The sequence below is a fragment of the Actinomadura sp. B10D3 genome (genome assembly GCF_039871695.1).
Taxonomy (GTDB): Bacteria; Actinomycetota; Actinomycetes; order Streptosporangiales; family Streptosporangiaceae; genus Spirillospora; species Spirillospora madurae.
Genome location: NZ_JBDPLY010000018.1, coordinates 1 through 22,997 on the forward strand (window position 1 = coordinate 1; position 22,997 = coordinate 22,997).

Consider the following 22,997-nt stretch of genomic DNA (forward strand, 5'->3'; position numbering starts at 1 on the left):
TTTGTCACACAAAGCAACGATCACGGCGGCCGTCTCGCATGTCCGGCACTCCACCCGATCGTGATCATCCCGGGCGCCCCGCCGACCAGCAGCATCATCCCCACAGCCACGATCTACAGCTGCCGTATCGGACGAGGCCGTTACAAGGCGTCCGATCACACCCGGTAGTTGTCTCAGCGTCTCGTCTCGCGTGCGCGTCTGCACGTATAGGCGGCGGAGACGTCCATGAGACGAGACGAGAGACGAGCACCCTCCGTAGCCAAGGAGATGATCAGCGACCCACAGCACGCATGTCCCCGGGAACCGCACCCGGGCGAGAGGAGGTGGTGTCCCGTGCAGGCGTACACCGTCGAACAAGTGGCCGAGATCCTCAGCATCGGACGAGACAAGGTCTACTTCTTGATCCGCACCGGCCAACTCCGCAGCATCAAAATCGGCAAGCTGCGCCGCATCACAGACCGGCACCTCGCCGAGTTCGTCACCTCCCTGGAAGAGCCCTCCCTCGAAGAGGCCAAGCACTGACACGCGCGGGAGGTCCGTCCGGACACAGGGCCCGTAAACGGACCTCCCAACCTAGGGACGTCTTGGGACGTCTTGAGTTAAGGTCGGTGGTGACCTCGATCGATACGAGGAGGGATCCGTTGGCAAAGATCCTGGTCGGCAAGTACGAGGGGTCAATCTACGAGGAGGGCGACGGGTACACCGGCGCTCTCTCACTCGGGTTCGGCCCCGACGGCAAGCGCAAGCGGCTCAAGAGGAAGGGAAGGACGAAGACAGAGGTCAAGAACAAGCTCAAGGAAGCAGTCGAAGAGCTGGACAAGGGCGTAAAGACGGACCGGAACTACTACGTCCGCGACGCGGTACAGGACTGGCTCACGGCGTTCGCCATGTCCGGCAAGTCACCGTCAACCTTCGACGTCTACCGATCCCTGGCAGATCATCAACTCATCCCGTTCATCGGACGGACGCGCCTCAAGGAACTCACGGCGGACGACGTCGAGACGTGGCTCAAAGGCAGAGCCGCACACCTCACCTCGTCCTCCCTGGGGATCGTTCACAACGTCCTCAAGAGGTCGATCCGCAAGGCTGCGCGCCACGACCGCATCGGCCGGAACGTAGCCGAACTGGTCGACACCCCGGACGGCAAGCCCGCCCGTAAGTCGCGCTCGCTCAGCCTGGAACAGGCGAGCGCGCTACTCGAAGAGGCGAGCAAGCCCAGACACCGACTCGGGGCGTACGTCGTCCTGGGGATCGTCTCCGGGCTCCGCACGGAGGAACTCCGCACCCTCAAGTGGAGTGACGTCGATCTCGACAAAGCAACCGTCTACGTGCTCCGCGCTGACCGGCACAAGGGCGAGACCAAGACGGCGCTCAGTCGACGCGGTCTCGGCATCGCTGACATGGCCGTGGACGCGCTCCGCAGCCACAAGACAAGGCAAGCGGCCGAGAAGCTCAAGGCAGGTGAGGCGTACCAGGACAACGACCTCGTGTTCTGCCACGAGGACGGGCGCGCGTACACGCGCCAACACGTCCGCCACCGGTTCGGCAAGCTGCTCAAGGCGGCCGACCTGAACCCCGCCGAGTGGTGCCCCCGCGAACTACGGCACACGTTCGTGTCCATCATGAGTGACCATGACGTCCCCATGGAGAAGATCAGCGTCCTTGTGGGGCACTCCAGCACGAAGATCACAGAAACCGTCTACCGTCACCAGCTCAAGCCCGAGATCCGCGCCGGCGCTGAGCACATGAACGAGATCTTCGCGCGCAAGACCAAGTCAGCGTAGGCGCGGCTCCCGATATGGCTCCCCGAGACGCACGACGAGGCAACTCCACTCCCCCACCTGCGGCGCTACAAGATCCGTCCTCGCGCCCGCGTTAAGGAACCAATGAGGAGGACTTATCCGCGCCCCGTCCGGCTGAGTCTCGGGAAGTCGCCTAAGTAGCCGCTCACCTGCGAAAACAAGGGAGGGAAGCCAGAGGGCCAGTCCGGCACAGTCGATCATGGTCGGCTTAAACCGACCTGCGTTGGCTCCCAAATTGGGTTCCACCAACGCGATCGAGAGCGTCAACGCCCGCATCCGCAAGGCCGTCCGCGCCCGCGGACACTTCCCTAACGAGGCCGCATCCCTCAAGTGCGTCTACATGGCGCTGATGAGCCTGGACCCCAACCGGCAAGGGCCGCAAACGCTGGACCATGCGCTGGAAGGCACCCCCCACCCCGAACGCCTTCCAGATCGAGCCGGCGCGACGGGAGGCTGCGGTCCGGCGGCGGGTCGAGGAGATTTGTGAGCGGATCGTCGAGTTGAACGGGTTGCTGGAGGCTGACGAAGACCGGTTGTCGCGGTTGGTCATCGCCCAGGAGACGGGAGGAGATCTTGGGCGGGGTGGTCCGGGTGGTCTCCGAACCCGCCGGGAGACTGGGGCGTTCTGGTCGTGGAGATGGTGGGGGCGGCATCACCGCTAGGGCTTGTGACGGTGCCGCCGTGGCGGCGCGGGATGTCGGCGTCGGTGTTGCCGGCTGCGTACCGGGACGTGGTGGAGATTTTGGCCGACGCGGCTGGGGAGATGCGGGCTGGGCAGATCGCGACTGCGATGGGATTGGCGGATTCGGCGGCCAAGCGGCAGGGGCTGCGGTCCAAGCTCAAGCGGCTGGTCGAGCGCGGTTAAGGGTGTGAGGATGACCCGGGGCTGTTCACGCTGGCCCGGGAGATGGTCGGGCAGGCCGAGCAGCGGGGGCGTGAGCTGCCGCGCCAGTTGCTGCAGGCGCATCTTGACCTGCGGGCCGAGCATGAGCAGCGGACGGCCCGATGCGCGCGGGCCGATGGTGCCGCAGCGGTCGGCGGTGACGGTGTGGCCCCGCGCCGAGGGGAGACGGGGCATCACCGGTTGCTGGCCACGGTGTTCGGAACGGTTCGTTCGACACCGCCCACACCGCGATCGGCGCCCGCTGCGGGAACGTGATCGGCGAACGGCAACTCCTGGGCCCGGTGACCAGGAGGTCTTGGAGGAAGAGAGCCCCGCGCTGGTGCGCGGGGCCCCCAGGTCATCCTCAACGACACGCACGCCGTGGAGGGCGGCGGTCGCTGTGGACAGCTTCTACCTCCTGGAAGAACGGTGCTTGAAGGTGTACTTCTTGTTCTTCCCGTTCTTCTTGTGCTTGTTGTGACTGCTGTGGCCGTCGTCGTCGGTCTCCCACTCATACCCCGGGACGCCGTCCTCGCAGTAGCTGCTGGACACCCGAGTATCGGTTGCGTCCCGCTCGCACCAGCGGTCCTTTTCCTTACCGCCACAGGCGGTCAGGCCCAACACGAGAGTCGCCGACATCAGCGCCGCCACGAGAGCGGCTGAAATTTTTCGCACTGATTTTCTCCTTTATCTGCAGACACCAGCCCGAGTGAAGGCATCTAGCCCCTAACGTCCGGCCGAATGATCAAGTCGCAACCCAGGATGCGAATAGCCGATGGGGCGATGGCCACACACCTTCTGGCCAGCTGTCCGTGCCGCTGACCAGCCTCATCCGGCAACGCCCGTGTGGCGGAGGCTGCTGGAACCAACAGCGCCGGTCCAGTCTGGGCCAGGAAACGCGACCACCCCCGGGCCTTCACCGCACGGACCGCCCCAACGCCGCGATTCTCGGGGTCATCTGCGGCGGCATTCCTGGTCACCACAGGGGCCACTTGTCTAGTCGGGCTCGTCCGTGATCAGCACCTCAGACTCGTTTCCCAGTGCTTGAAACACATCCCCGCAGGTCATGGCACATGTCTCGGGGATTCCAGCCGGCGTTCTTCAGCAACCGCTTCATCCGGGCCCGGATTTTCTTGACCATCGCAATCTCGCCAGGACTGTCACCTGTGCGCGGAGCGCATCCCGCGAACATCCGTCCGTGGATGTCCAAAGAAGAGGAAAAAAATGACATCAACTCAAAGCATTCCGAAGGGCGCCAACGCCCCGATCGCCGCCACCTCGTTCGACGTGGTGATGGCGTGGCACCGAGGGCCGGACGCCGACATCTGCGTTCTCCTGCTCGGCGCGGACGGCAAGGTCCGTTCCGACGAGGACTTCGTGTTCTACAACCAGCCGGGGCACCCTTCTGGGGCCGCCTCCTACACCGGGAAGTCGACGGCCGGCACGGTCCGCGACACCGTACGGATCGACCTCGCGCAGGTTCCCGCGGGCGTCGAACGGCTCGTCGTCGGCGCCTCTGTCGACGGCGGCACGTTCGGTCAGCTCGCGGGGCTCGGCCTCACGATGACCGGCGCGGGCAACGGCGGAACGGACCTGGTCTTCGAGGTCCCCGACGCCACCACCGAGACCGCCTTCCTGCTGGGCGAGCTCTATCACCGCAACGGAGCCTGGAAGGTCCGCGCGGTGGGCCAGGGGTATGACTCCGGGCTGGCCGGCTTCGCCACCGAGTTCGGTGTCGATGTCGGTGCACCCGAGGCCCCAGCCGACACCCAGCCCCCGGTCAGCAAGCCGCTCAGCAAGAGCGACAAGCTGATCAAGATGGAGAAGGAGGTCGCGAAGGTCAGCCCGGCACTGCTGAGCATGACCAAAACGGCCGCGGTCAGCCTTCGCAAGCGAGGGCTGTCGGAGCACACGGCACAGGTGGGTCTGGTCGTCGACGTGTCCGGCTCCATGAAGCGGGACTTCTGGAAGTACCAGCTTCTCGTGGAGCGCGTGCTGGCCCTCGGGCTGCGGTTCGACGACAACGGCCAGATCGACGTGTGGCTGTTCGATGGCCAAACCATCCACGCCGAGCCGGTCACGCTAGCGAACTACGCGACGTACATCCAGGACGCCGCGATCCGGTACCAGAACGAGATCTGGGGTGGTACGCGTTACGGCCAGGCCATGCGCCAGATCCGCGAGTACTACTTCGGAAGCTCGGAAGTGCGGCGCACTCCGCTGAGTGCTCCTGTTCCCGCCTACGTCATGTTCGTGACGGACGGCGGCACGTGGGGTGACGTGCCGGAAACGGTGGAGCAGGTCCGCTCCAGCTCCTACGAACCGCTGTTCTGGCAGTTCATGGCGATCGGGAGCAAGGTGGACAGCGCCAAGCCGCAGAAGTTCAAGAATCGGAGGCGTCCCACCGGGCGACGGCGTGAGTTCGAGCTCCTGGAGGGGCTGGACGATCTCGACAACCGGCACGTGGACAACGCCGACTTCTTCGCCGTCCAGGACCCGGGCAGCCTGAAGGATGAGAAGCTCTACGAGCTCCTCATGACCGAGTACCCCGGATGGCTCAACCAGGCCCCCGCTAGGGGGCTCCTCCCCATCAGCGCGTAACGCGATCTGGAGCCTCCCGCCCTAGGCAGGAGGGCTCCTCATCAGCGCGTAGCACGACCCCGAAGCCTCCCGTCTGTTCCCAGGCGGGAGGCTTCTCTCTGTTGGTCAGGAAGAGTTCTGGCCGTCGACCGCACCCGGCCTCCGTCACGTCTATTGGCAAGACGCACCCGACCCAAGGCTCCGCATCTCCATGGCCAAGCCGTCCCCAGCCAGGCGACAACAAGACAGACGACACCATCGGGACGCGCACGTCATGAGCACGCTCAATGGCGTGATCACGATCCTGGGAGTGGTTGCTTAATTCCGTGATCGGCAACCGTGCTCAATTGGCTGATCACCTACATCCAGAGCAGTGAACCGGCGTTGAGATTATCCCGCAGGCGGCCAGCGCCTTTTGGGTGGCCTCCGCCCCGGTCTGACAAGCGATCTGCTCGCGTACCACCCCCGAGAAGGAACCACACCCATCTCTGAAAAGGGGTAGTTGGCTCGGCCGGTCATGCTGTTGACTTGAACCGCTTGCACGATGCACTCTTCCAACATCGGTCCAGCGGGCGGGAGTGCTCACTCACCGGCGGCTACCAGGCACCGAGTCTGCCCGACAGGCCAACCTAGTTCCCATTAGCGGGCGGACATGCCGGCGGAGAGGTCTATGTCGGCGGCGCATAGGCCGGGCATGGTCAGCATTGCCGTTACTGCTGTTGCCACCTCTGTTTCCGTGACCATGCGGCCTAGGGCTGCGCGGGAGACGAAGGCTTCCTGGGCCTCCTCGTAGGTCGTGCCTGTGCGTTCGGCCTCTAGGCGGAAGTTGCGGTGCATGCGTTCGCCCTCTACCGGGCCCGGGGAGAGTGAGTTGACGGTTATGCCCAGTGGGCCTACCTCCGCGGCGAGGGTGGTGGTCAGGCCGAGGACGGCCATTTTCGACGCGCAGTACGGTGTGCGGCCGGCCAGGGGGCGCTTGCCGGACACGGAGGCGATGTTGATGACGTCGCCGTCGCCCTGTTCGATCATGCCGGGCAGGAGTGCGCGGCATGTGAGGTAGATGCCGCGGACGTTGATGGCGAAGACCTCGTCCCACTGGGCGGGGGTGATGTCCAGCAGTGGGGCGACCGGTCCGGCGATTCCGGCGTTGTTGATCAGGATGGAGATCCGCTCGTCGGACAGCCGTTCGGCGAGCTCGGCCACGGCGTGCGGGTCGGCTACGTCGCAGACCTCGGCGCGGACGTGGGGGGTGTGGGCGGCGGCGACCGCTTCGACGCGGGCGCGGGTGCGGCCGACGGCGATCACCCGCGCGCCCTCGCGGACGAGGGCGCCGGCGATCGCGGCGCCCAGGCCCGAGCCGCCTCCGGTCACGACCGCGGTTCGTCCAGCGATCACCGGTGGTCCCAGGAGAGTTCGGCTCCGGCGTACTTGGCCGCCCGGACGTCGCCTGAGCGGGCGTGTCCCTCGAACAGCTCCACGCGCGAGGCGCGTCCGCAGATCTCGCCGAGTTTGGCGCTGGAGGTGGGGTCGAGCACCTCGGAGTACGTCACGGTCTTGAGGTACTTGCCCACCCAGAGGCCGCCCGTGTAGCGGGCCGCGCCTCGTGTCGGCAGGACGTGGTTGGTGCCGATCACCTTGTCGCCGTAGGAGACGCAGGTGCCCTCTCCGAGGAACAGGCCGCCGTAGTTGCGCATGTGCTCAAGCGCCGCACGCGGTTCCGCGGTGAGGACCTCTACGTGCTCGCTGGCGTAGGAATCGGCGAGCTGGTAGGCCTCTTCCAGCGAGTCGACCACCAGGATCTCGCCGTGGTCGCGCCAGGCCGGCTCCGCGAAGTCCCGGGTCGGCATCCCCGGCAGCAGGCGGTCGATGTGGGCGAGCACCTGCGTGCCGAGGTCGCGCGAGGTGGTGATGAGGACGGCCGGCGAGTCCGGGCCGTGCTCGGCCTGCGAGAGCAGGTCCACGGCCGTGACGAACGGGTCGGCCTGCTCGTCGGCGATCACCAGGATCTCGGTGGGACCGGCGAACAGGTCGATGCCCACCTCGCCGAACAGCTGCTTCTTCGCCTCGGCGACGTAGGCGTTGCCGGGGCCCGCGAGCAGGTCGACCCGCGCGATGGACTCGGTGCCCAGCGCCAGGGCGGCAATCGCCTGGACGCCGCCCAGCAGGTAGATCTCGTCGGCGCCCGCCAGGTGCATGGCCGCGATCGTCGCCGCCGGGACCTCCCCGCGGATCGGGGGCGTGCAGGCCGCCACGCTCCGTACCCCGGCGACCTTCGCGGTGACGATCGTCATGTGCGCCGAGGCCGTCAGGGGGTACCGGCCGCCGGGGACGTAGGCGCCCACGCGGTCAATGGGGATGTGCCGCTGGCCGAGCCGGACGCCAGGCAGGGTCTCGACCTCGATGTCGTGGAGCGAGTCACGCTGGTGCTGGGCGAAGGTGCGCACCTGGTCCTGGACGAACCGGATGTCGTCGATGACCTGCGACGGAACGCCGGCGACGATCTCCTCGACGCGTTCGGGCGGGAGCAGGAACGAGGCGGGCGACCAGGAGTCCAGCTCCTGGGACCACTTGCGGACGGCTCCGTCACCGTTGGCGCGGATGTCGGCGATGATGCCGGCGACCCGGTCGGAGACCTGGGCGTTGTTCTGGCGGGCGCCGTCGCCGGGCAGCGGGCTCTTGAGCATGAAGGGCATGAGGGATCCAGATCGTGGTGGGGTCAGAGGTCTTCGCTGACCTCGCCGGTCGCCCTCTGGATGAGGAGCGCGGCGAGGATGATCGCGCCGTTGGCGGCGTCGATCCAGAACGTGGAGATCTGCGACAGCGTCAGGATGTTGGAGATGACGCCGAGCAGGAGCACGCCCAGCAGGGCGCCGAGGACCGAGCCACGGCCGCCGTTCAGGCTGATGCCTCCGATGACGGCGGCCGCCATGACCGTGAAGATCATGTTCTGCCCCTGCCCGGCGGTGACGGCGGCGAGCCTGCCGGTCAGGAGGATGCCGGCCAGCGCGGAGAGCACCCCGGCGAGCACGAAGACCGCGAGCACGGTGCGCCGCACCCGGATGCCGGCCGCTCGCGCGGCGACCGGGTTGCCGCCGATCGCGTAGAGCGCCCGGCCGTGCCGGTGGTAGCGCAGGAAGAGGAAGACGCCCGCGAAGAGCAGGGCGGCGATCCACACGGTGAACGGCAGTCCGATGAAGCTGGTGCTGCCGAGGTAGGTGAACGCGGTGGGCAGGTTCGCGAGGGTCCGCCCGTTGGCCACGCCCAGGGTGGCGCCGCGCAGGAGGATCAGGACCGCCAGGGTCACGATGAAGGCGTTCAGCCGCAGCTTGGTGACCATCAGGCCGTTGACCAGCCCCACCCCGGCGCCGACGGCGAACAGGACGAGCAGGCCGAGGACGGCCGGCAGGGTGTCGGTGCCGCCGAGCGCGGCGGGCAGCACGAGCCAGGCCGCGAGCATCGGCGCGAACCCGACGATCGATTCGAGCGAGAGGTCGAACTTCCCGGTCAGCAGGATGAGCGTCTCCGCGATCACCAGGATGGCCAGCTCCGAACTCTGCTGCGCCACGGTGAGCAGGTTCCCCGAGGTGAGGAACGCGTCGTTGGAGAAGGCGCCGATCATGACCGCCGCGACCACGGCGGGGATCATGCCGAGCTGGACGGAGACGCGCTTGCGCCGCGCGGCGGCCGGACGGCTGCCGCTCGGGGCGGGGGGTGAGTCAGTGATCGCCATCATGAGTCCCTTCGATCTCGCCGACGAGATGCCCGTCGCTCCAGCCCGCGGGGATCTCCGCGGCCGTCCGGCCGTCCCGGACCACCAGGACCCGGTGGCAGATCCGGAGGTCGTCCAGGTCGTCGGAGCAGACGAGGACGGTGGTGCCCTGCGCCGCGGCCTCGTTGAGCACCTCCAGCAGGGTGGCCTTGCTCGCGATGTCGACCCCGGCCGTGGGCTCGACCGCGACCAGCACCTTCGGCCGGGTGGCCAGCGCGCGGCCGAAGACGATCTTCTGCTGGTTGCCGCCGCTGAAGGACCCGGCGGGCAGGTCCCGCCGCGCCGGGCGCACGTCGAGCGCGGGGATGTACCGCTCGGCCGCCTCCCGGCGGCGGCGCGGCCCCACGATGCCGAAGCGGCCCGGCCGCAGGTGCCCCTCGGCGAGGGACACGTTGTCCTCCAGCCGCAGGCCGGCCACCATCCCGCTGCGGTGCCGGTCGCGCGGGATCAGGGCGATGCCGTGGGCCAGGGCGGCGTCGACGCGGCCGAGCGGCACCCGCGCGCCGTCCAGGACGATCTCGCCGGCCGCCGGTTCGAGCCCGCCGACGGCCTCGCCGATCTGCGAGCGGCCCGAGCTGACCAGCCCGGCGATGCCGACGATCTCGCCGGCCGCCGCGGCCAGGTCGACGCCCCGGAACCGCTCGCCGGTCAGCCCGGTGACCCGCAGCCGCGGTTCGCCCGTCACCGGGCCGGTCCGCGCGGTGGTCGCCGGCGGCGGGGTGTCCCCGATCATCTCCTCGACCAGCCGGCGCGGCGTGACGTCGGAGATCGCGTGCGTGGCGATGCGCCGGCCGTCGCGCAGCACGGTCACCTCGTCGCACACGTCGAACACCTCGTGCAGGTAGTGCGAGATGAACAGGAACGTGGCCCCGGCCTCGCGCAGCCGCTGGACGCCGTCGAACAGCCGGGCGGCGGCGCCGGGGTCCAGCCGCGCGGTCGGCTCGTCCAGGATGATCAGGTCGCTGCCGTGCGACAGCGCCTTGGCGATCTCCAGCAGCTGCGCCTGCTCGACGTCGAGGTCGCCGGCCAGGGTCGCCGGGGTGACCCGGACGTCCCACTGTTCGAGGATCTCGGCCGCCCGCCGCCGGACGCCGCGCCAGTCGATGCGGCCGCCGCGCCGGGGCATCCTCCCCAGCAGGAGGTTCTCCCCTACGGAGAGGCTCGGGACGAGCATCGGGTGCTGGTACACGCAGGCGACGTGCCGCCGCCACCGCCCCGGCGCGCCGTACGGCGGGGGCGAGCCCCGGAAGGCGAGCGCCCCGGCGTCCGGACGGTGCAGGCCGGTCAGGACGCCGACGACCGTGGACTTGCCGGCGCCGTTGCGCCCGACGAGGCCGTGCGCGCGCCCCGGGCGGACGACGAGGTCCACGGAGTCGAGGGCGAGGGTGGCACCGAACCACTTCGTGATCGAGGTCAGCTCGGCGACCGGCCCGCCCGCGCCGCCGCCGGCCTTCGCCGGCCGCGGGCCTTCGGTCGCGGTCATGTCCATCACTGCGCCGTGTTCGCCCAGTTGGCGGGGTCGTCGACGTTCTTGTCGTCGATGAGCTTCGGCGGGAAGAGGTCGATCGTGTAACCGTCGCCGGAGAGCACGACGGTCGTGCCGTGGTCGGTGGGCCCCTGCTTGATGGCCGGCTGCTTCGCCAGCGTCTGGAGCCCGTCCAGGCCCTCCGAGACGAACCGGTCCACCGGCTGCGTGATGGTGGCGTCGAACGTCCCGGCCCGGATGGCGTCCAGGACGGTGGGGGTCCCGTCCACGCTGACCGTCCACACGTGGTCGGGATCGGACCGGCCCACCTGCGCGCCGCGCTTCGCCAGCACCTGGGAGACGCTGGGCACGTAGCCGTCGCTGTGCAGGAACATCCCGCGGATCTCCGGGTTGGTGCTCAGCGCCCCCGCGGCGGACTCGGCCGCCTTGGCCGGGTCCCACTGCCCGCCCGTCTTGGTGAGCACCTTGATGTTCGGGTAGCGGGCCTTCATGCAGGCGTCGAAGCCTTTCCGCCGGTTCTGCGCGGTGCTCTGCCGGAGGTCGCCGAGCACCTGCAGGACGGTGCCGCGGCCCGAGGTCTTCTCCCCGAGGTACCGGCAGGCCTGGTCGCCGATCGCCTTGTTGTCGACTTCCAGGCTGTGCGTCGTCTTGCCGCCGGACGGGCCGAGCATCAGGGTGACGACGCGGACGCCGCGTCCGGTGGCGTACTGGATGGCCGGCACCACGGCCTGCGCGTCCGCGGGGATGACGAAGAGGCTCTTGGCTCCCGCGTTGACGAGGCTGCGGATGTCGGAGTCCTGCTTGGCGGCGTCGCCGTTGGCGGAGGTGGGCGAGAGCATTTTGAGCCGGCGCTTCTTGACGTCGGCCTGGAAGGTCCGCACCATCGCGGCCTGCGCCGGGTCCTGCAGGAACAGCGCGCTGTAGCCGATGGGTTCGATGTCCCCGCCGCCCGCGTCGGCGTGCTGCTTGTTGGTGGACGAGGTGAGACCGCATCCCGTGAGCGCGGCGAGAGTGAGGACCGCCGACCCGGCGATGCTGGCGAAACGTGGGGTGGTGTGCATGCCCTACTCCAAAGGAGACAGGAGGGTGCCCACCCGAGGGGTGGTGCGCCCGCTGGTCCGCTGCGGCCACCTGGCCGCGGCGCTGGGGTCAGTCGACCTGGACGGTCAACGTGGTGATGAACAGCTCGACGCCGTCCGGTCCGGCCGTGAGGTCGACCCGGCTGCCCAGCCCGACCGTGACGGCGCCGCCCTCCGCGAGGGGCGTGTCGGTGTCTCCGACGCGGGCGGTGGCCGAGCCGGACATGACGAAGATCGCCGATTCGCTCCCGTCACCGGCGAAGGTCTCGCGTGCGTGCGGGGCGATCCGGGTGCGTGCGAAGTCGCGCCAGGGCCCGGCGAAGTGCCCTGCCGCGGGCAGCGTCTCGCCCGGGTTGAGAATGGTGACCAGACCTGCCATCACGCACCTGCTTCCGTGGAGTCCTGCTGGGAAAGGGGTTGATCGGTCTCCTCGGTGGGGCGCCGGGGCGGCAGCGCGCCGCTGATCGCCGGCGGGAAGACCTCGATCACGATGTATTCCAGGCGCTCGTCGCCGGTGTTCCAGGACGCGTGCTCGCTGTGGTGCGGGGTGAGCACGATCGAGCCGGGCCCGACCTCGTGCCGCTCGCCGTCGAGTTCGATCACCCCGGTCCCGCGGAGGAAGAACCAGATCTCCTCCGTGTGGCTGTGCACGTGCCGCCCGGCGCGGGCGCCGGGTTCGAAGGCGACCCATTCGATGCCGTCCCAGTCGCCGTGGAGGTGGGCGCCGGTGGCGAGCCGCTGCCAGTACATGGCGCCGACGCCGCCGTGGACGCCCATGACGCGGCCTGGCGAGGCGGTGTCACCGATGATGACACTGGGCATGTGTTTCCCCTTTCGAGAAGCGGTTTCCGAGGACGCGCCGTCAGCCGGAGCCGTGCGCGCCGGCCATGAGCGCGGCGAGGTCCTCGGGATTCAGGAACGACGGGGGCGGCGGCGGACCCCACAGGTAGAGCCCCTTGTGGCCCTCCCACACCTGGGGCGACCACAGCGCGTCGTCGACGATGGTGTCCATGTCGCTGTAGTACTCGGCGAAGTTGCCGGCCGGGTCCCGCAGGTACCAGAAGAAGTTCGAGCCGATGCAGTGCCGGCCGAAGCCCCACACGTGCCGTCCGGGGTCGGTCTCCAGCATGCGCATGGCGCCGCGCCCGACCTCGTCGGTGTCGTCCACCTGCCATGACGTGTGGTGCAGGTAGTCGACCGGCGCGTACTGGATCAGCAGGTTGTGGTGGTCGGCGGAACACCGCAGGAACACCGCGGTGTCCTTCACCTCGTCGCTGACCTTGAAGCCGATGCCCTCGACGAAGAAGCGCCGGACCGCCTCCGGCTCGGGCGTGCCGAGGACGCAGTGGCCCAGCTTGCGCGGGACGACCGGCCCCGTCCTGCCGACGACGTCGGCCCGCACGGTCGCCCGCTCCAGGCGCCCCGGGCCGTTGTAGGCGGTCGCCGGGACGGCGGGCTGGCTCAGCCGGGGGGCCAGCCGCACCGTCACCTCGGTCCGCGACGCCGGCTCGACCGCGTGCACCGTGCCGGCGCGGAGTTCGGACGGCACTCCCAACCGGCCCAGCGACCGGTGGACGCGCCCGAGGTCGTCGGGGTCGTCCGCGCCGATCTCCATCGCGAGCAGCCGCCGGTACGGCGCGTGGACGAAGCGCAGCTGCTCTCCCGCGTCGGACGTGGCGAAGGCGTGCGCGGCGCCCTGGGTGTCCAGCGGGATGAGCCCGAAATCGGCGTAGAACGCCGCCGTGCCCGCCGGATCGGGGACACCGATCGTCAGGGATCGCAGTTGGTGGAGGGCCATGGCGAACCGCCTTTCTCACGTAGGGGCATCAGTTGGGCGCCTGGGGCGTCCGGGCGGGGCCGACGACCGGATTCGCCAGGACGCCGACCGAGCCGATCTCCACCTCCACCAGGTCGCCTTCCGTGAGCAGCACGGGTGGCGTGCGCGAGTTGCCGACTCCCGCGGGCGTTCCGGTGGCGATGATGTCGCCGGGTTCCAGGGTCATCACCCTGCTGACGTAGGCGACCAGTTCGGCGACGTTGAAGACCATCTGCGAGGTGGAGCCGTCCTGCAGCAGCCGGCCGTTCACGCGGGTGCGCAGGGGCAGGTCGTCGAGGTCGGGGATCTCGTCGAGGGTGACGAGCCAGGGCCCGCACGGCCCGAACGTGTCCACCGACTTGCCCAGGGTCCACTGGCTGGTGGCGTGCTGGAGGCTGCGCGCGCTGACGTCGTTGAACACCGTCACGCCCGCGATGTGGTCGGCGGCCTTCGCCGCGGGGATGGCCTTGCCCCGGCGGCCGATCACCACGGCGAGCTCGGCCTCGTAGTCGACGGGCTCGTCCTCGTCGGGGAGCACGATGGCGTCGGCCGCGCCGATCAGGCAGTTGCGGAACTTGGCGAACACCATCGGTTCGGCGGGCAGCGGGAGCCCGGCCTCGGCGGCGTGGTCGCGGTAGTTGAGCCCGATGCAGAGGATCTTGTCGGGGTCGGGCACGGGAGGCAGCGGACGGACGTCGGCGAGGGGGCGGCCGCGGCCGTCGGCGGCGAGTGCGCGCGCCGCCTCGGCGACCTTCTCCCGGTCGAGGTCCTCCGTCAGGAACTCCCGCACGGACAGGTCGGCACCCGCGGGCAGGGGCAGCCCGGCGTGCCGCACGGCGAGCCCGAGCCCGACCACGGTGTCTCCGAGTACCACGGCGCCGCGGGCGCGGCCGTCCTCGGCGTAGCTCATGATCCGCATGTGGTGGGTGCCCTTCCTGGTGGGAGGCCGCTCCGACGCCATGACGCGAGGTTCGAAGCCGTGGCGGCGACAACGTCGCAGCAGCCTCGCGGTGCCGTCGGAGTGCTTGCGGCGACCAGGTTCACACACGCTATTCGACCGGTCAAGAAAATTTCGAATATTTGTCGGATATTCGTCTTCGTGGTATCAATACCCCATGGGTCGCGAGTCCAGAACGATCAACGGTGCCGCCTACGACCGCCTGCGGGCGGAGATCCTCAGCGGGCGGCTGCGGCCGGGCGAGCGGCTCAAGTTCGCCGCGCTCTCCCAGCGTCTCGACGTCAGCGTGAGCGTCCTGCGCGAGGCCCTGGCGAAGCTGACCGCGGAGAAGCTGGTGGTCAGCGCGCCCCAGCAGGGCTTCCGGGTCACCCCGCTGTCCAGCGACGACCTTGAGGATCTGACCGCCGTCCGCTGCGACATCGAGGGGCTGGCCTTCCGGTACTCCATCGAGCGCGGCGACCTGGCGTGGGAGAGCCGCGTGATCGCCGCTCACCACACGCTCGCCAACACCCCGATGACGGTCGAGGGCGACCCGAAGCTGTTCAGCGAGGCGTGGGCCACCGCGCACTCGCACTTCCACGCCACCCTGTTCGACGCCTGCGGCAGCAACCGGCTCTACGACCTCGCGGAGTCGCTGCGCGACAGCGCCGAGCTCTACCGCCGGTGGTCCAGGCCGATCGGCGACCAGGGCCGCGACATCGCGGGAGAGCACAAGATGATCATGGAGGCCGCCCTCGCGCGCGACGCCGACAAGGGCGTCGCGCTGCTGCGCGAGCACATATCCCGCACCACCCGCAAACTCCTGGACGCCACCCAGGGGGAATGAGGGCCCCGCCCTCCGCGGGCCTTAAGGGGTCTGGTGGAGGGGGACCTCGGCGGTGAGCAGGGCCAGCGCGGCGGCTCCGTAGAGGCCGGCGTCGCGGTCGAGGGTCGTGGTGGAGACGCGCAGGTCCCGGAGGTAGGCCATCCCGGCGCGGTCCGCGATCGCTTTGTGGAGGGGCGCGAGGAGGAGATCGCCCGCGGCGGCCACGCCGCCGCCGATGACGACGTCGCGGACGTCGAGGACGGCGGCGGTGTTGAGGATGGCCGTGGCGAGGGCGCCGGCGGCGCGGTTGAAGGCGGCCAGCGGGATGGACGCGCCGGAGCGGGCGGCGGTGGCCAGGGCCTTGGCGTCCGGGCGGCCGGGGGCGTGCGTCCAGCCCTGGGCGAGGGCCCAGCGGACCATGCTCGGGCCGCCGGCGATCGTCTCCAGGCAGCCGCGGGCGCCGCAGACGCAGGGCTCGCCGTCGTGGTCGACGACGACATGGCCGATGTGGCCGGCGTTGCCGGTGCGGCCGGTCCAGGGGCGGCCGTCGATGATGAGGCCGCCGCCGACGCCGGTCGACACGACGATGCCGAGGAGGGACGAGCCGCCGTGGCCGCCGCGCCACCATTCGCCGAGCGCCATGCACTGGGCGTCGCCCGCGAGGGAGACCGGGACGCCGGGGACGAGGCGCTGGACGGCGGCGACGAGCGGGTAGCCCCGCCAGCGGGGGATGTTGATCGGGCTGACCGTGCCGGCCTCCGCGTCGATCGGGCCGGCCGAGCCGATCCCGACGGCGGTCAGGCCGGGGCCGGCGAAGTCGGCGACGAGGCCGCGCAGGGTGGCGGTCGGCGACTGCCCGACCGGGTGCTCGGCGCGGTCGAGGAGGTTTCCGGCGGCGTCGACGCGGGCGATGGCGAACTTCGTGCCGCCGATGTCGAGGGCGAGGACGGTCATGAACCGATCCCCGGGAGCGCGCGGTAGAGCGTGCCCTCGCCGGTGAGGCGGGTCTCGGGGGCGTTCGCGGGGATGAAGGCGGCGTCGCCCCGGGTGAGGGTCAAGGTCTGGTCCGTCATGAGCCGGGCTTCGCCTTCGAGGCAGAGCAGCGTCTGCGGAAGGCCGGTCGGGAGGGGGTCGGGGACGGGGGTGAGGTCGTGGCGGACGAGGACGAACTCATCCGCGGACGCGCGGTAACGTCCGGCGGCGGGTTCGACGCGGTCGGGGTCCGAGGGGGCGAACTCGACCACGCGCATCAGCTCGGGGACGTCGACGTGCTTTCCGGTGAGACCGCAGCGCAGGACGTTGTCGGAGTTCGCCATGATCTCGACGGCGAGGCCGCCGAAATAGGCGTGGGGCACTCCGGCGTCGAGGAAGAGGGCCTCGCCCGGCTTCAGCTCGACGTGGTTGAGCAGGAACGCGGCGAGGACGCCGCGGTCGCCCGGGTAGGCGCGGGCGATGTCGGCGTGGACGCCGGTCAGGGCCGGTTCGGTGGCCGCGAGGACTGGGCGGGCGGACTCGTCCAGCATCTGGCCGAGGACGGTCCGCAGTGCCGTCGCGGGCGGCTCGGTGCGCAGGATCGCGATCCACGGGCGCAGTTCGGGGACGCCCAGGCCTTCGAGGAGGTCGGCCGTTTCGGCGGGGTCGCGGAAGCCGCAGAGGCCGTGGAAGTCGGTGAGGGCGCAGACCATCTCCGGCTTGTGGAAGCGGTCCTTGTAGGTGCGCGCCGGATCGTCGAGCGGGATGCCGCGTGCCTCTTCGCGGGCGAATCCGGCCTCGGCCTGGGCCATGGTCGGGTGCACCTGGAGCGAGAGCGGTTTCTCGATGGCCAGCACCTTGAGCAGGTACGGGAGGGTGGGGCCGAAGCGGTCGACGCAGGCGGCGCCGAGCATCCCGAGCGGGTCGCGGTCGATGAGGGTGTCGAGCGGCGTCCCGCCGGCGGACGACGGGGCGGCGGGGTGCGCTCCGGCCCAGAGTTCGGCCTGCGGTCGCCCGGTCGGCTCGACGCCGAGCAGCGCGGGCAACGCGGTCCGCGATCCCCAGTCATAGGGCCGGATCGCGGTGGTCAGCGGCAAGGGCACCAACCTGCGCGATCTCCTTACATAGGGCGCCATTACGGGAAGCCGGCGCTCGTGAGGGATAGCGTACAAGTCTCAGGCGCGCATGCGGACCGCGTAGGCGGTCAGGCGCGCCGTGAGGGGCAGGGGCCCCGCGGCGTGCCAGTCCGCGCGGCTGCCGCGCCCGGCGTAGCAGGGGACGCCGTCGCCGATCATGCCCTCGATGCCCGGGAGGCCGAGGGACGCGGCCGCGAACTCGTACAGCGGGACGAGCCGCGGCACGATGACGCCGTGGTCGAGGGCGCGCGGCAGCGGCCCCTCGGCGGCGACCAGGTCCCCGGCCGACAGCCCGTCCAGCGGGTACCGCTCGGGGAACGCGCGGCGCAGGTCGAGGAAGAAGCCGACGGAGCCGCCGCGCGGGTCGCCGAGCAGCGTGCCGAGCGGCGCGAACGCGCCGAGGGCCAGCCGGGGCCGCGCCACCAGCGCGTGCGCGTACAGGACGCGGACGAGCGCCACGTTCATCATGAAGCGCTCGGCGGGCAGCTCGGCGAGGGCGAGCGGCTCGCCGTCCAGGTATCCGGTGACGACGCTGGCATTGTGGGCGCGGTACCAGGCCGCCGGGGACGGGACGCGGAGGAACCGGCCCCAGAGGAGCACGCTCCGCGACGACGGCTCGCCGGGGTGGCCGCCGTCCAGCAGCGCGGCCTCGGCCTTGTCGCGCAGCAATCGGTCGTTGACGGCACGCCACCAGGGGCTCCCCGCCGGGGCGCCGCCGGGCGGGTGCAGCACCCCCCGGGCGATCGCCCAGCGCAGGAAGCTCAGCTCGGCGCGGCCGTAGCGGGCCCGGTCGCCGGTGTAGAACTCGGCGGCGAGCCGGAGCCGTCCGGTGACGCCCGCGGCGGCCTCCCGGACCCGCGCGTCCGCCGCCGCGGCCGCGTCGGTCATCATGGTCACCCCCTCGTGGTTCCCCTACTTCGTGCACGCTGACCGTCACGGTTCGGGTTCGGCAACGGTCTTGGTGAACCTGGGAGGCCTCGTCGGCGAACTCATGATCGGGGCCGGTACCGGATCGGCCGTGCCCGTAAAATGAACGCCCTGGGGGTGGTGACGTGGGGAAGCACAACAAACCGGCGACGCGGTCGTGCCCCGGCTGCAACGGGAGCGGTACCAGCACCGCCACCCGCGAGCAGTGCAACGTCTGCCGCGGGACCGGCCGGATCTGACGGGTCAGCGGTGCCGCGCGGCCTCCCGGACCGGTGCCGCTGGCACCGGCCGGCCGCGGCGCGACCGGGCGAGCGCGACCAGGAGCGCGGCGGCGCAGGACGTCCAGGCCAGGACGGCGTAGCCGCCCGCCGACAGCACGACGGTGGACAGCAGGCTCGCGGCGGCGGCGATCATCCAGACGGCGGCGTCGACGGCTCCCTCGGCATGCGGGCGCTGCGCTTCGGGAAGGTCGCGGGCGAGCAGGCCGCTGCCGCCGACGAAGCAGAGGTTCCACCCGTAGCCGAGCGCGAAGAGCGCGAGGGCGCGTCCGGACGGGCCGGTCAGGACGGCGGCGGCCGCCGTCGACAGCGCGAGCGTGAGCAGCCCTCCGAGGATGACCGGGCGGGCGCCGTGCCGGTCGAACAGGCGGCCGGTCACGGGTGACAGGGCGAACATGCCCAGGGTGTGCGCGGACAGCGTCATGCCGACCGTCCCGAGGCCGTCGCCGTGCATGTGCATGTCCAGCGGCGCGGCGGTCATGACGGCGACCATCACGACCTGCGCCGTCACCATCACCGCGAGCGCGGAGCGCGCGGCCGGCGTGCGGGCGAGGTCCCGCACCGACGGCGTGGCCTGCACACCCGCCGTGCCGCGCGGGGCGGCCGTCGCGGCGAGCGCGGCGCCCGCGCAGGTGAGGAGGGCCAGCAGGAACGGGCCGGTGAACGCCGGGAGGCCCGCACCGGCGGCGGCCGTGCCGGACGGGTCGAGCAGCAGCGGCCCGCCGACCGCGCCCGCCGCCGCGCACCACACGACGAGCCCGATGGCGAAGCCGCGGCGCCCGGCCGGGTGCAGGTCGGCCGCGGCGTACCGCGACAGCTGCGCGCCCGCGTTGCCGAGTCCCAGCAGGAGCATGCCGAGACAGAGGCCGACGACGTCGCCGGACGCGACCGCCACGGCGGCCAGGCAGGCGCCCGCCGCGGCGGCCGCGTAGCCGAGGACGAAGGAGCGGCGGCGGCCCGTGCGCCGCGCCAGCCGGGTCAGCGCCAGCGCGCCGAGGCCGGTCCCGACGATGCCGGCGGTGGCCGGGACGCCGCCCCAGCCGGCGCCGAGCCGGTCCGCGGCGACCAGGGTGCCGGTCGCGCTCGCCACCGCCATGGAGGCGTTCATCAGGGCGGTGCCGGAACACAGCGCCGCCATGGGACGAGATCGAGTGTTCATGTTTTAACGTTAGAAAGACTGATCAGCCCGAGGAATGGAAACTTCCTGGTATTCATCCGTCTCGCCCTTTAGATTGAAAGGCGTTTCGGCGGGAGGACTTTCAGGATGGACAGAGAGCCTGATCAGACGGACTGGCGCATCCTCGCGGAGCTGCAGCGGGACGGGCGGCTGTCCTTCAACAGGCTGGCGGGCCTGGTCAACCTGTCGGCGCCGGCGGTCGCCGAGCGGGTGCGCCGCCTGGAGGAGGCCGGTGTGATCACCGGCTACCGGGCGCGGGTCGACCCGGCGCGGGTCGGGCAGCCGCTGACGGCGTTCGTCCAGATGCGCTGCGCCCACGGCCGCTGCCTGCTGAAGACCTCCGCCGCCGAGGACCTGCCCGAGGTCACCGAGGTGCACAAGCTGAGCGGGAGCTGGTGCTCCATGCTTCGGGTGCGGGTCGCCTCGATGCCGCACCTCGAAGGGCTGCTGGAGCGGCTCGGCGAGCACGGCGAGATGAACTCGCATATCGTGCTGTCGACCGCCTACGAAGGACGGCCCGTGGAGCCGCCGTCCCCCGGGGCCCGGACGGTCACCGCCTCCGAGGGCTGGACGCGCCAGACGCCGCCGGCCTGAGCGGCGGAGGAGCGCGGACCTGCGGGAGGTGATTGAATCGGGCGCTATGTGGCACTCGTCACAACGTCCCATGCCCTGGCGGCGCTGGTATCAGCCCGGGGTGCCCGCGGAGATCGACATCCCGGACATCCCGGTCACGCGGCTGCTCGACGACGCCGCGGAGCGGTTCCCGCGGCGGCCCGCGCTGATCTTCTTCGGGCGGCGGATGACCTACCGCGACCTGCGCGAGGCCGCCGACCGGTTCGCCGCCGGCCTGCACCGGCTCGGCGTGCAGCCCGGCGACCGGGTGGCGCTGATCCTGCCGAACTGCCCGCAGCAGGTCATCGCGTTCTGGGGCGTGCTGCGGCGGGGCGCGGTCGCCGTCCAGCACAACCCGCTGTACACCGAGGAGGAGATGCTCCGGCAGCTCGCGGACTGCGGCGCGCGGGTCGCGGTCGTCCTGGATCGTTCCTACGCGACGGTGCGCGCGGTCCGGTCGAGGCTCCGCCTCGACCACATCGTGGTGACGTCGCTGGTCGACCACCTTCCGCTGTCCAGGCGGCTGGCCCTGCGGCTGCCGCTGGTGCAGGCGCAGAAGCGCCGGGCGGCGATCACCGCGGAGGTGCCCCACGAACCCGGCGTCGTCCCGTTCAGGGAGCTGCAGCGGGCGCCCCGGCAGCCGGTGCGGCAGTTCCCCGTCGACCCGGCGCGGCACCTGGCCGCCATCCAGTACACCGGCGGGACCGCGGGGCGCCCCAAGGGCGCGATGCTGACGCACCGGAACCTGGTGGCGAACGCCTGCCAGCAGCACACCTGGGATCTCGAAGGGCGCCCGGGTGAGGACGTGACGCTGGCGGTCCTCCCGCTGTTCCACTCGTTCGGGCTGACGAGCTGCCTGGTGGCGCCGGTGATGACGGCCGGGGCGGTGGTGCTGCTCCCCCGCTACGACGGCGACCGCGTGGTGCGGGCGATCCGCAGATACCGGCCGACCATCTTCCCCGGGGTGCCGACGCTGTACGAGCAGGTCCTCGACAGCCCGCGCTTCCGCCCGGACGACCTGCGGTCGCTGCGCATCTACATCTGCGGTGCGATGGCCCTCACGCAGGGGACGATCGACCGGCTCGACAAGGTCGGCGCCCGGGGCCTGATCAACTGCTACGGGCTCACGGAGGCCTCCCCCGCCGTCACGGCCAACCCGCTGGGGGGCGGCGCGCGGAACCTGACGGTCGGGCTGCCGCTGCCCATGACCGACGCCGTGATCGTCGACCAGGACGAGCCGACGAAGGTGCTGCCGCCGGGCGAGACCGGAGAGGTCGTCGTGCGCGGGCCGCAGGTGTTCGCCGGGTACTGGAACGCGCCCCTCGCCACCGCGCAGGCGCTGTCGAAGGGCTGGCTCCGCACCGGTGACATCGGCGTGATGGACGAGAAGGGATTCATCACCATCCTGGAACGCCAGCGGGACATGATCAAGGTCAGCGGGTTCACCGTGTTCCCCTCCGAGGTGGAGAAGGTGCTGCGTCGCCACCCCGCCGTCCACGACTGCGCGGTGGTCGGCGTCCCGGACGCCCGGCGGGGCGAGCGCGTCATCGCCCACGTGGTCGAGCACCCCGCCTACCCCTTCTCGGCGGACGAGCTGCGGCGGCACTGCAAGCGCTACCTCTCGCACTACAAGGTGCCCTCCGAGTTCCTGCCGCGGACGGACCTGCCGAGGAACATGCTGGGCAAGGTCGTCCGCCAGCGGCTGCGGGACGAGTTCGTCGCCTCTCCCGCACAGCGGATGCGCTCGGCGCAGAGTGGTTGACTGAGCGGGTGCACACCGAGACCGTCCAGTCCGAGCTGTTCACCCGGCTCGCCGGCATCGGCCGCGAGAAGGCCCGCGAACCCGGCCCCCCGCAGACCCTGTACGACCGGCACGGCGTGCTCGTGGTGCGGGTCGGGGACGTGGTCGTGAAGGCGCACCAGGCCGACCGGGAGTACGGGGAGCCGTTCCTGGCCCGGCTCCGGCTGGCGGGGACGCTGCCGGACCTGCTGATCGGTCCCCTCGCCCCGCCGCTCACCGTGGACGGCCGGCTGGTGACGCTCTCGGCCTTCGGCGAGCCCGTGGACCCGTCCCAGGCTCTCCCGTGGGAGGAGGGCGCGCGGCTCCTGGCGGCCCTCCACGCGAAGCCCGTTCCGGCGGATGCGCCTTCCTGGGGACGCCCGACCCGCATCGCGCGCCTGGTCTCGGGCCTTGGCGCCGGCTCCCCCGAGGACGAGGTGCGCCGCGCGTTCGCCACGCTTCCTGCGTGGATACGCGGTGACGGCGAGGAGCCGGCGACGAAGACCCGCTGCCTCATCCACGGGGATTGGCATCTCGGTCAGATGGTCCGCATGCCCGGCGGCCGATGGCGGCTCATCGACGTCGAAGACCTCGGCAGGGGCGACCCCGCCTGGGACCTCGCCCGGCCTGCGGCGCTCTACTCCGGGGGCGTCCTGCCTCCAGACGACTGGGACCGCTTTCTCGGCGCGTACAGGGCGGCCGGCGGCCCGGCCGTCCCCGCGCAGGACGACCCGTGGAACGTCCTGGACGTTCCCGCCCGAAGTCTGGCGATCCAGATCGCCGCCACGTGCGTCATATCCGCGAGGAGGGAAGATCGGCCACTTGACGGGGCCGAGCAGGCGATGGTCGACGCCTGCGCGAGAATATCCGCGGCTGGGGACGCGGCATGACGTGGCGCGAACCCTGCCCTACATTTAGCCTCTACCTGGGGATCCAT

At 70.8% G+C, this 22,997-nt stretch carries 21 protein-coding genes and 1 pseudogene; 8 read left to right on the plus strand and 14 right to left on the minus strand.

From position 1 onward, the window contains the following. Positions 1-333: 333 nt before the first annotated feature. The 3 genes and pseudogenes from ABGB11_RS25070 to ABGB11_RS25080 form a co-directional block, all read left to right on the plus strand. Positions 334-522: a helix-turn-helix domain-containing protein gene (locus ABGB11_RS25070; protein WP_347636465.1), complete on the plus strand. Its 189-nt coding sequence runs from the start codon at positions 334-336 to the stop codon at positions 520-522. 119 nt (positions 523-641) lie between these two features. Then, a complete protein-coding gene (locus tag ABGB11_RS25075) occupies positions 642-1,784 on the plus strand; it encodes a tyrosine-type recombinase/integrase (RefSeq protein WP_347636466.1) in 1,143 nt (380 codons plus the stop codon). Positions 1,785-2,043: 259 nt separating this feature from the next. Continuing rightward, positions 2,044-2,236 (plus strand): annotated as a pseudogene (locus ABGB11_RS25080) (transposase); the annotation flags it as partial. An 860-nt stretch (positions 2,237-3,096) separates the two neighbouring features. On the opposite strand, the gene ABGB11_RS25085 reads toward ABGB11_RS25080, so the two are convergent. After that, a complete protein-coding gene (locus tag ABGB11_RS25085) occupies positions 3,097-3,360 on the minus strand; it encodes a hypothetical protein (RefSeq protein WP_347636467.1) in 264 nt (87 codons plus the stop codon). Positions 3,361-3,909: 549 nt separating this feature from the next. Between ABGB11_RS25085 and ABGB11_RS25090 the strand changes: the two genes are divergently transcribed. Next, the gene (locus ABGB11_RS25090; protein WP_347636469.1) at positions 3,910-5,286 is read left to right on the plus strand and encodes a VWA domain-containing protein; all 1,377 of its coding nucleotides are present in this window, start codon (positions 3,910-3,912) and stop codon (positions 5,284-5,286) included. 618 nt (positions 5,287-5,904) lie between these two features. Here the strand turns inward: ABGB11_RS25090 and ABGB11_RS25095 are convergent. From ABGB11_RS25095 to ABGB11_RS25135, 9 genes are all read right to left on the minus strand, one after another. Then, a complete protein-coding gene (locus tag ABGB11_RS25095) occupies positions 5,905-6,660 on the minus strand; it encodes an SDR family oxidoreductase (protein ID WP_347636470.1) in 756 nt (251 codons plus the stop codon). Continuing rightward, positions 6,657-7,958 (minus strand): histidinol dehydrogenase, encoded by a 1,302-nt coding sequence (gene hisD / locus ABGB11_RS25100; RefSeq protein ID WP_347636471.1) that lies wholly within the window; start codon positions 7,956-7,958, stop codon positions 6,657-6,659. The genes ABGB11_RS25095 and hisD overlap by 4 nt, the downstream gene beginning before the upstream one ends. 23 nt (positions 7,959-7,981) lie before the next feature. After that, positions 7,982-8,995: an ABC transporter permease gene (locus ABGB11_RS25105; RefSeq protein WP_347636473.1), complete on the minus strand. Its 1,014-nt coding sequence runs from the start codon at positions 8,993-8,995 to the stop codon at positions 7,982-7,984. Further along, the gene (locus ABGB11_RS25110) at positions 8,982-10,517 is read right to left on the minus strand and encodes a sugar ABC transporter ATP-binding protein (protein ID WP_347636474.1); all 1,536 of its coding nucleotides are present in this window, start codon (positions 10,515-10,517) and stop codon (positions 8,982-8,984) included. Before ABGB11_RS25110 ends, ABGB11_RS25105 begins: the two co-directional genes overlap by 14 nt. A 5-nt stretch (positions 10,518-10,522) precedes the next feature. Next, entirely contained in the window at positions 10,523-11,581 is a 1,059-nt protein-coding gene (locus tag ABGB11_RS25115) for a sugar ABC transporter substrate-binding protein (protein WP_347636475.1), read from the minus strand. Between the two features lie 88 nt (positions 11,582-11,669). Continuing rightward, positions 11,670-11,978 carry a hypothetical protein gene (locus ABGB11_RS25120; RefSeq protein WP_347636477.1) on the minus strand — a complete coding sequence of 103 codons (309 nt, stop codon included), beginning with the start codon at positions 11,976-11,978 and terminating at the stop codon, positions 11,670-11,672. Beyond that, positions 11,978-12,421: a cupin domain-containing protein gene (locus tag ABGB11_RS25125; RefSeq protein WP_347636478.1), complete on the minus strand. Its 444-nt coding sequence runs from the start codon at positions 12,419-12,421 to the stop codon at positions 11,978-11,980. The genes ABGB11_RS25120 and ABGB11_RS25125 overlap by 1 nt, the downstream gene beginning before the upstream one ends. A 40-nt stretch (positions 12,422-12,461) precedes the next feature. Further along, positions 12,462-13,397, minus strand: coding sequence for a VOC family protein (locus ABGB11_RS25130; protein ID WP_347636480.1), 936 nt, complete (start codon positions 13,395-13,397; stop codon positions 12,462-12,464). Between the two features lie 28 nt (positions 13,398-13,425). Then, the gene (locus ABGB11_RS25135) at positions 13,426-14,376 is read right to left on the minus strand and encodes a fumarylacetoacetate hydrolase family protein (RefSeq protein WP_347636481.1); all 951 of its coding nucleotides are present in this window, start codon (positions 14,374-14,376) and stop codon (positions 13,426-13,428) included. Between the two features lie 154 nt (positions 14,377-14,530). On the opposite strand from ABGB11_RS25135, the gene ABGB11_RS25140 reads away from it, so the two are divergent. After that, positions 14,531-15,199, plus strand: a complete 669-nt coding sequence (locus ABGB11_RS25140; RefSeq protein WP_347636482.1) for a GntR family transcriptional regulator — start codon at positions 14,531-14,533, stop codon at positions 15,197-15,199. A gap of 21 nt (positions 15,200-15,220) precedes the next feature. Here ABGB11_RS25140 and ABGB11_RS25145 read toward each other — a convergent pair whose 3' ends face one another. The 4 genes from ABGB11_RS25145 to ABGB11_RS25160 all read right to left on the minus strand — a co-directional run bounded on the left by ABGB11_RS25145 (position 15,221) and on the right by ABGB11_RS25160 (position 19,650). Then, positions 15,221-16,132 carry an ROK family protein gene (locus ABGB11_RS25145; protein WP_347636484.1) on the minus strand — a complete coding sequence of 304 codons (912 nt, stop codon included), beginning with the start codon at positions 16,130-16,132 and terminating at the stop codon, positions 15,221-15,223. Next, positions 16,129-17,253, minus strand: coding sequence for a mannose-6-phosphate isomerase, class I (gene manA / locus ABGB11_RS25150; RefSeq protein WP_347636485.1), 1,125 nt, complete (start codon positions 17,251-17,253; stop codon positions 16,129-16,131). Before manA ends, ABGB11_RS25145 begins: the two co-directional genes overlap by 4 nt. A 72-nt stretch (positions 17,254-17,325) precedes the next feature. Beyond that, positions 17,326-18,177, minus strand: coding sequence for a hypothetical protein (locus ABGB11_RS25155; RefSeq protein ID WP_347636486.1), 852 nt, complete (start codon positions 18,175-18,177; stop codon positions 17,326-17,328). Between the two features lie 279 nt (positions 18,178-18,456). Further along, positions 18,457-19,650, minus strand: a complete 1,194-nt coding sequence (locus tag ABGB11_RS25160) for an MFS transporter (protein ID WP_347636488.1) — start codon at positions 19,648-19,650, stop codon at positions 18,457-18,459. 105 nt (positions 19,651-19,755) lie between these two features. On the opposite strand from ABGB11_RS25160, the gene ABGB11_RS25165 reads away from it, so the two are divergent. From ABGB11_RS25165 to ABGB11_RS25175, 3 genes are all read left to right on the plus strand, one after another. Continuing rightward, positions 19,756-20,262 carry an Lrp/AsnC family transcriptional regulator gene (locus tag ABGB11_RS25165; protein WP_347636489.1) on the plus strand — a complete coding sequence of 169 codons (507 nt, stop codon included), beginning with the start codon at positions 19,756-19,758 and terminating at the stop codon, positions 20,260-20,262. Positions 20,263-20,362: 100 nt separating this feature from the next. Beyond that, complete coding sequence (locus ABGB11_RS25170) at positions 20,363-22,042, plus strand: AMP-binding protein (RefSeq protein WP_347636490.1); 1,680 nt, start codon at positions 20,363-20,365, stop codon at positions 22,040-22,042. A gap of 8 nt (positions 22,043-22,050) precedes the next feature. Further along, positions 22,051-22,950, plus strand: a complete 900-nt coding sequence (locus ABGB11_RS25175) for a phosphotransferase (RefSeq protein WP_347636492.1) — start codon at positions 22,051-22,053, stop codon at positions 22,948-22,950. The last annotated feature ends 47 nt before the right edge of the window (positions 22,951-22,997 follow it).

Excerpts from the sequence above, each read along its gene's own strand:
- ABGB11_RS25090 (WP_347636469.1), top strand. The coding sequence starts at position 3,910 with ATGACATCAACTCAAAGCATTCCGAAGGGCGCCAACGCCCCGATCGCC.
- hisD (WP_347636471.1), bottom strand. The coding sequence starts at position 7,958 with ATGCCCTTCATGCTCAAGAGCCCGCTGCCCGGCGACGGCGCCCGCCAG.
- ABGB11_RS25105 (WP_347636473.1), bottom strand. The coding sequence starts at position 8,995 with ATGGCGATCACTGACTCACCCCCCGCCCCGAGCGGCAGCCGTCCGGCC.
- ABGB11_RS25110 (WP_347636474.1), bottom strand. The coding sequence starts at position 10,517 with ATGACCGCGACCGAAGGCCCGCGGCCGGCGAAGGCCGGCGGCGGCGCG.
- ABGB11_RS25115 (WP_347636475.1), bottom strand. The coding sequence starts at position 11,581 with ATGCACACCACCCCACGTTTCGCCAGCATCGCCGGGTCGGCGGTCCTC.
- ABGB11_RS25120 (WP_347636477.1), bottom strand. The coding sequence starts at position 11,978 with ATGGCAGGTCTGGTCACCATTCTCAACCCGGGCGAGACGCTGCCCGCG.
- ABGB11_RS25125 (WP_347636478.1), bottom strand. The coding sequence starts at position 12,421 with ATGCCCAGTGTCATCATCGGTGACACCGCCTCGCCAGGCCGCGTCATG.
- ABGB11_RS25130 (WP_347636480.1), bottom strand. The coding sequence starts at position 13,397 with ATGGCCCTCCACCAACTGCGATCCCTGACGATCGGTGTCCCCGATCCG.
- ABGB11_RS25135 (WP_347636481.1), bottom strand. The coding sequence starts at position 14,376 with ATGGCGTCGGAGCGGCCTCCCACCAGGAAGGGCACCCACCACATGCGG.
- ABGB11_RS25140 (WP_347636482.1), top strand. The coding sequence starts at position 14,531 with ATGGGTCGCGAGTCCAGAACGATCAACGGTGCCGCCTACGACCGCCTG.
- ABGB11_RS25145 (WP_347636484.1), bottom strand. The coding sequence starts at position 16,132 with ATGACCGTCCTCGCCCTCGACATCGGCGGCACGAAGTTCGCCATCGCC.
- ABGB11_RS25155 (WP_347636486.1), bottom strand. The coding sequence starts at position 18,177 with ATGATGACCGACGCGGCCGCGGCGGCGGACGCGCGGGTCCGGGAGGCC.
- ABGB11_RS25160 (WP_347636488.1), bottom strand. The coding sequence starts at position 19,650 with ATGAACACTCGATCTCGTCCCATGGCGGCGCTGTGTTCCGGCACCGCC.
- ABGB11_RS25165 (WP_347636489.1), top strand. The coding sequence starts at position 19,756 with ATGGACAGAGAGCCTGATCAGACGGACTGGCGCATCCTCGCGGAGCTG.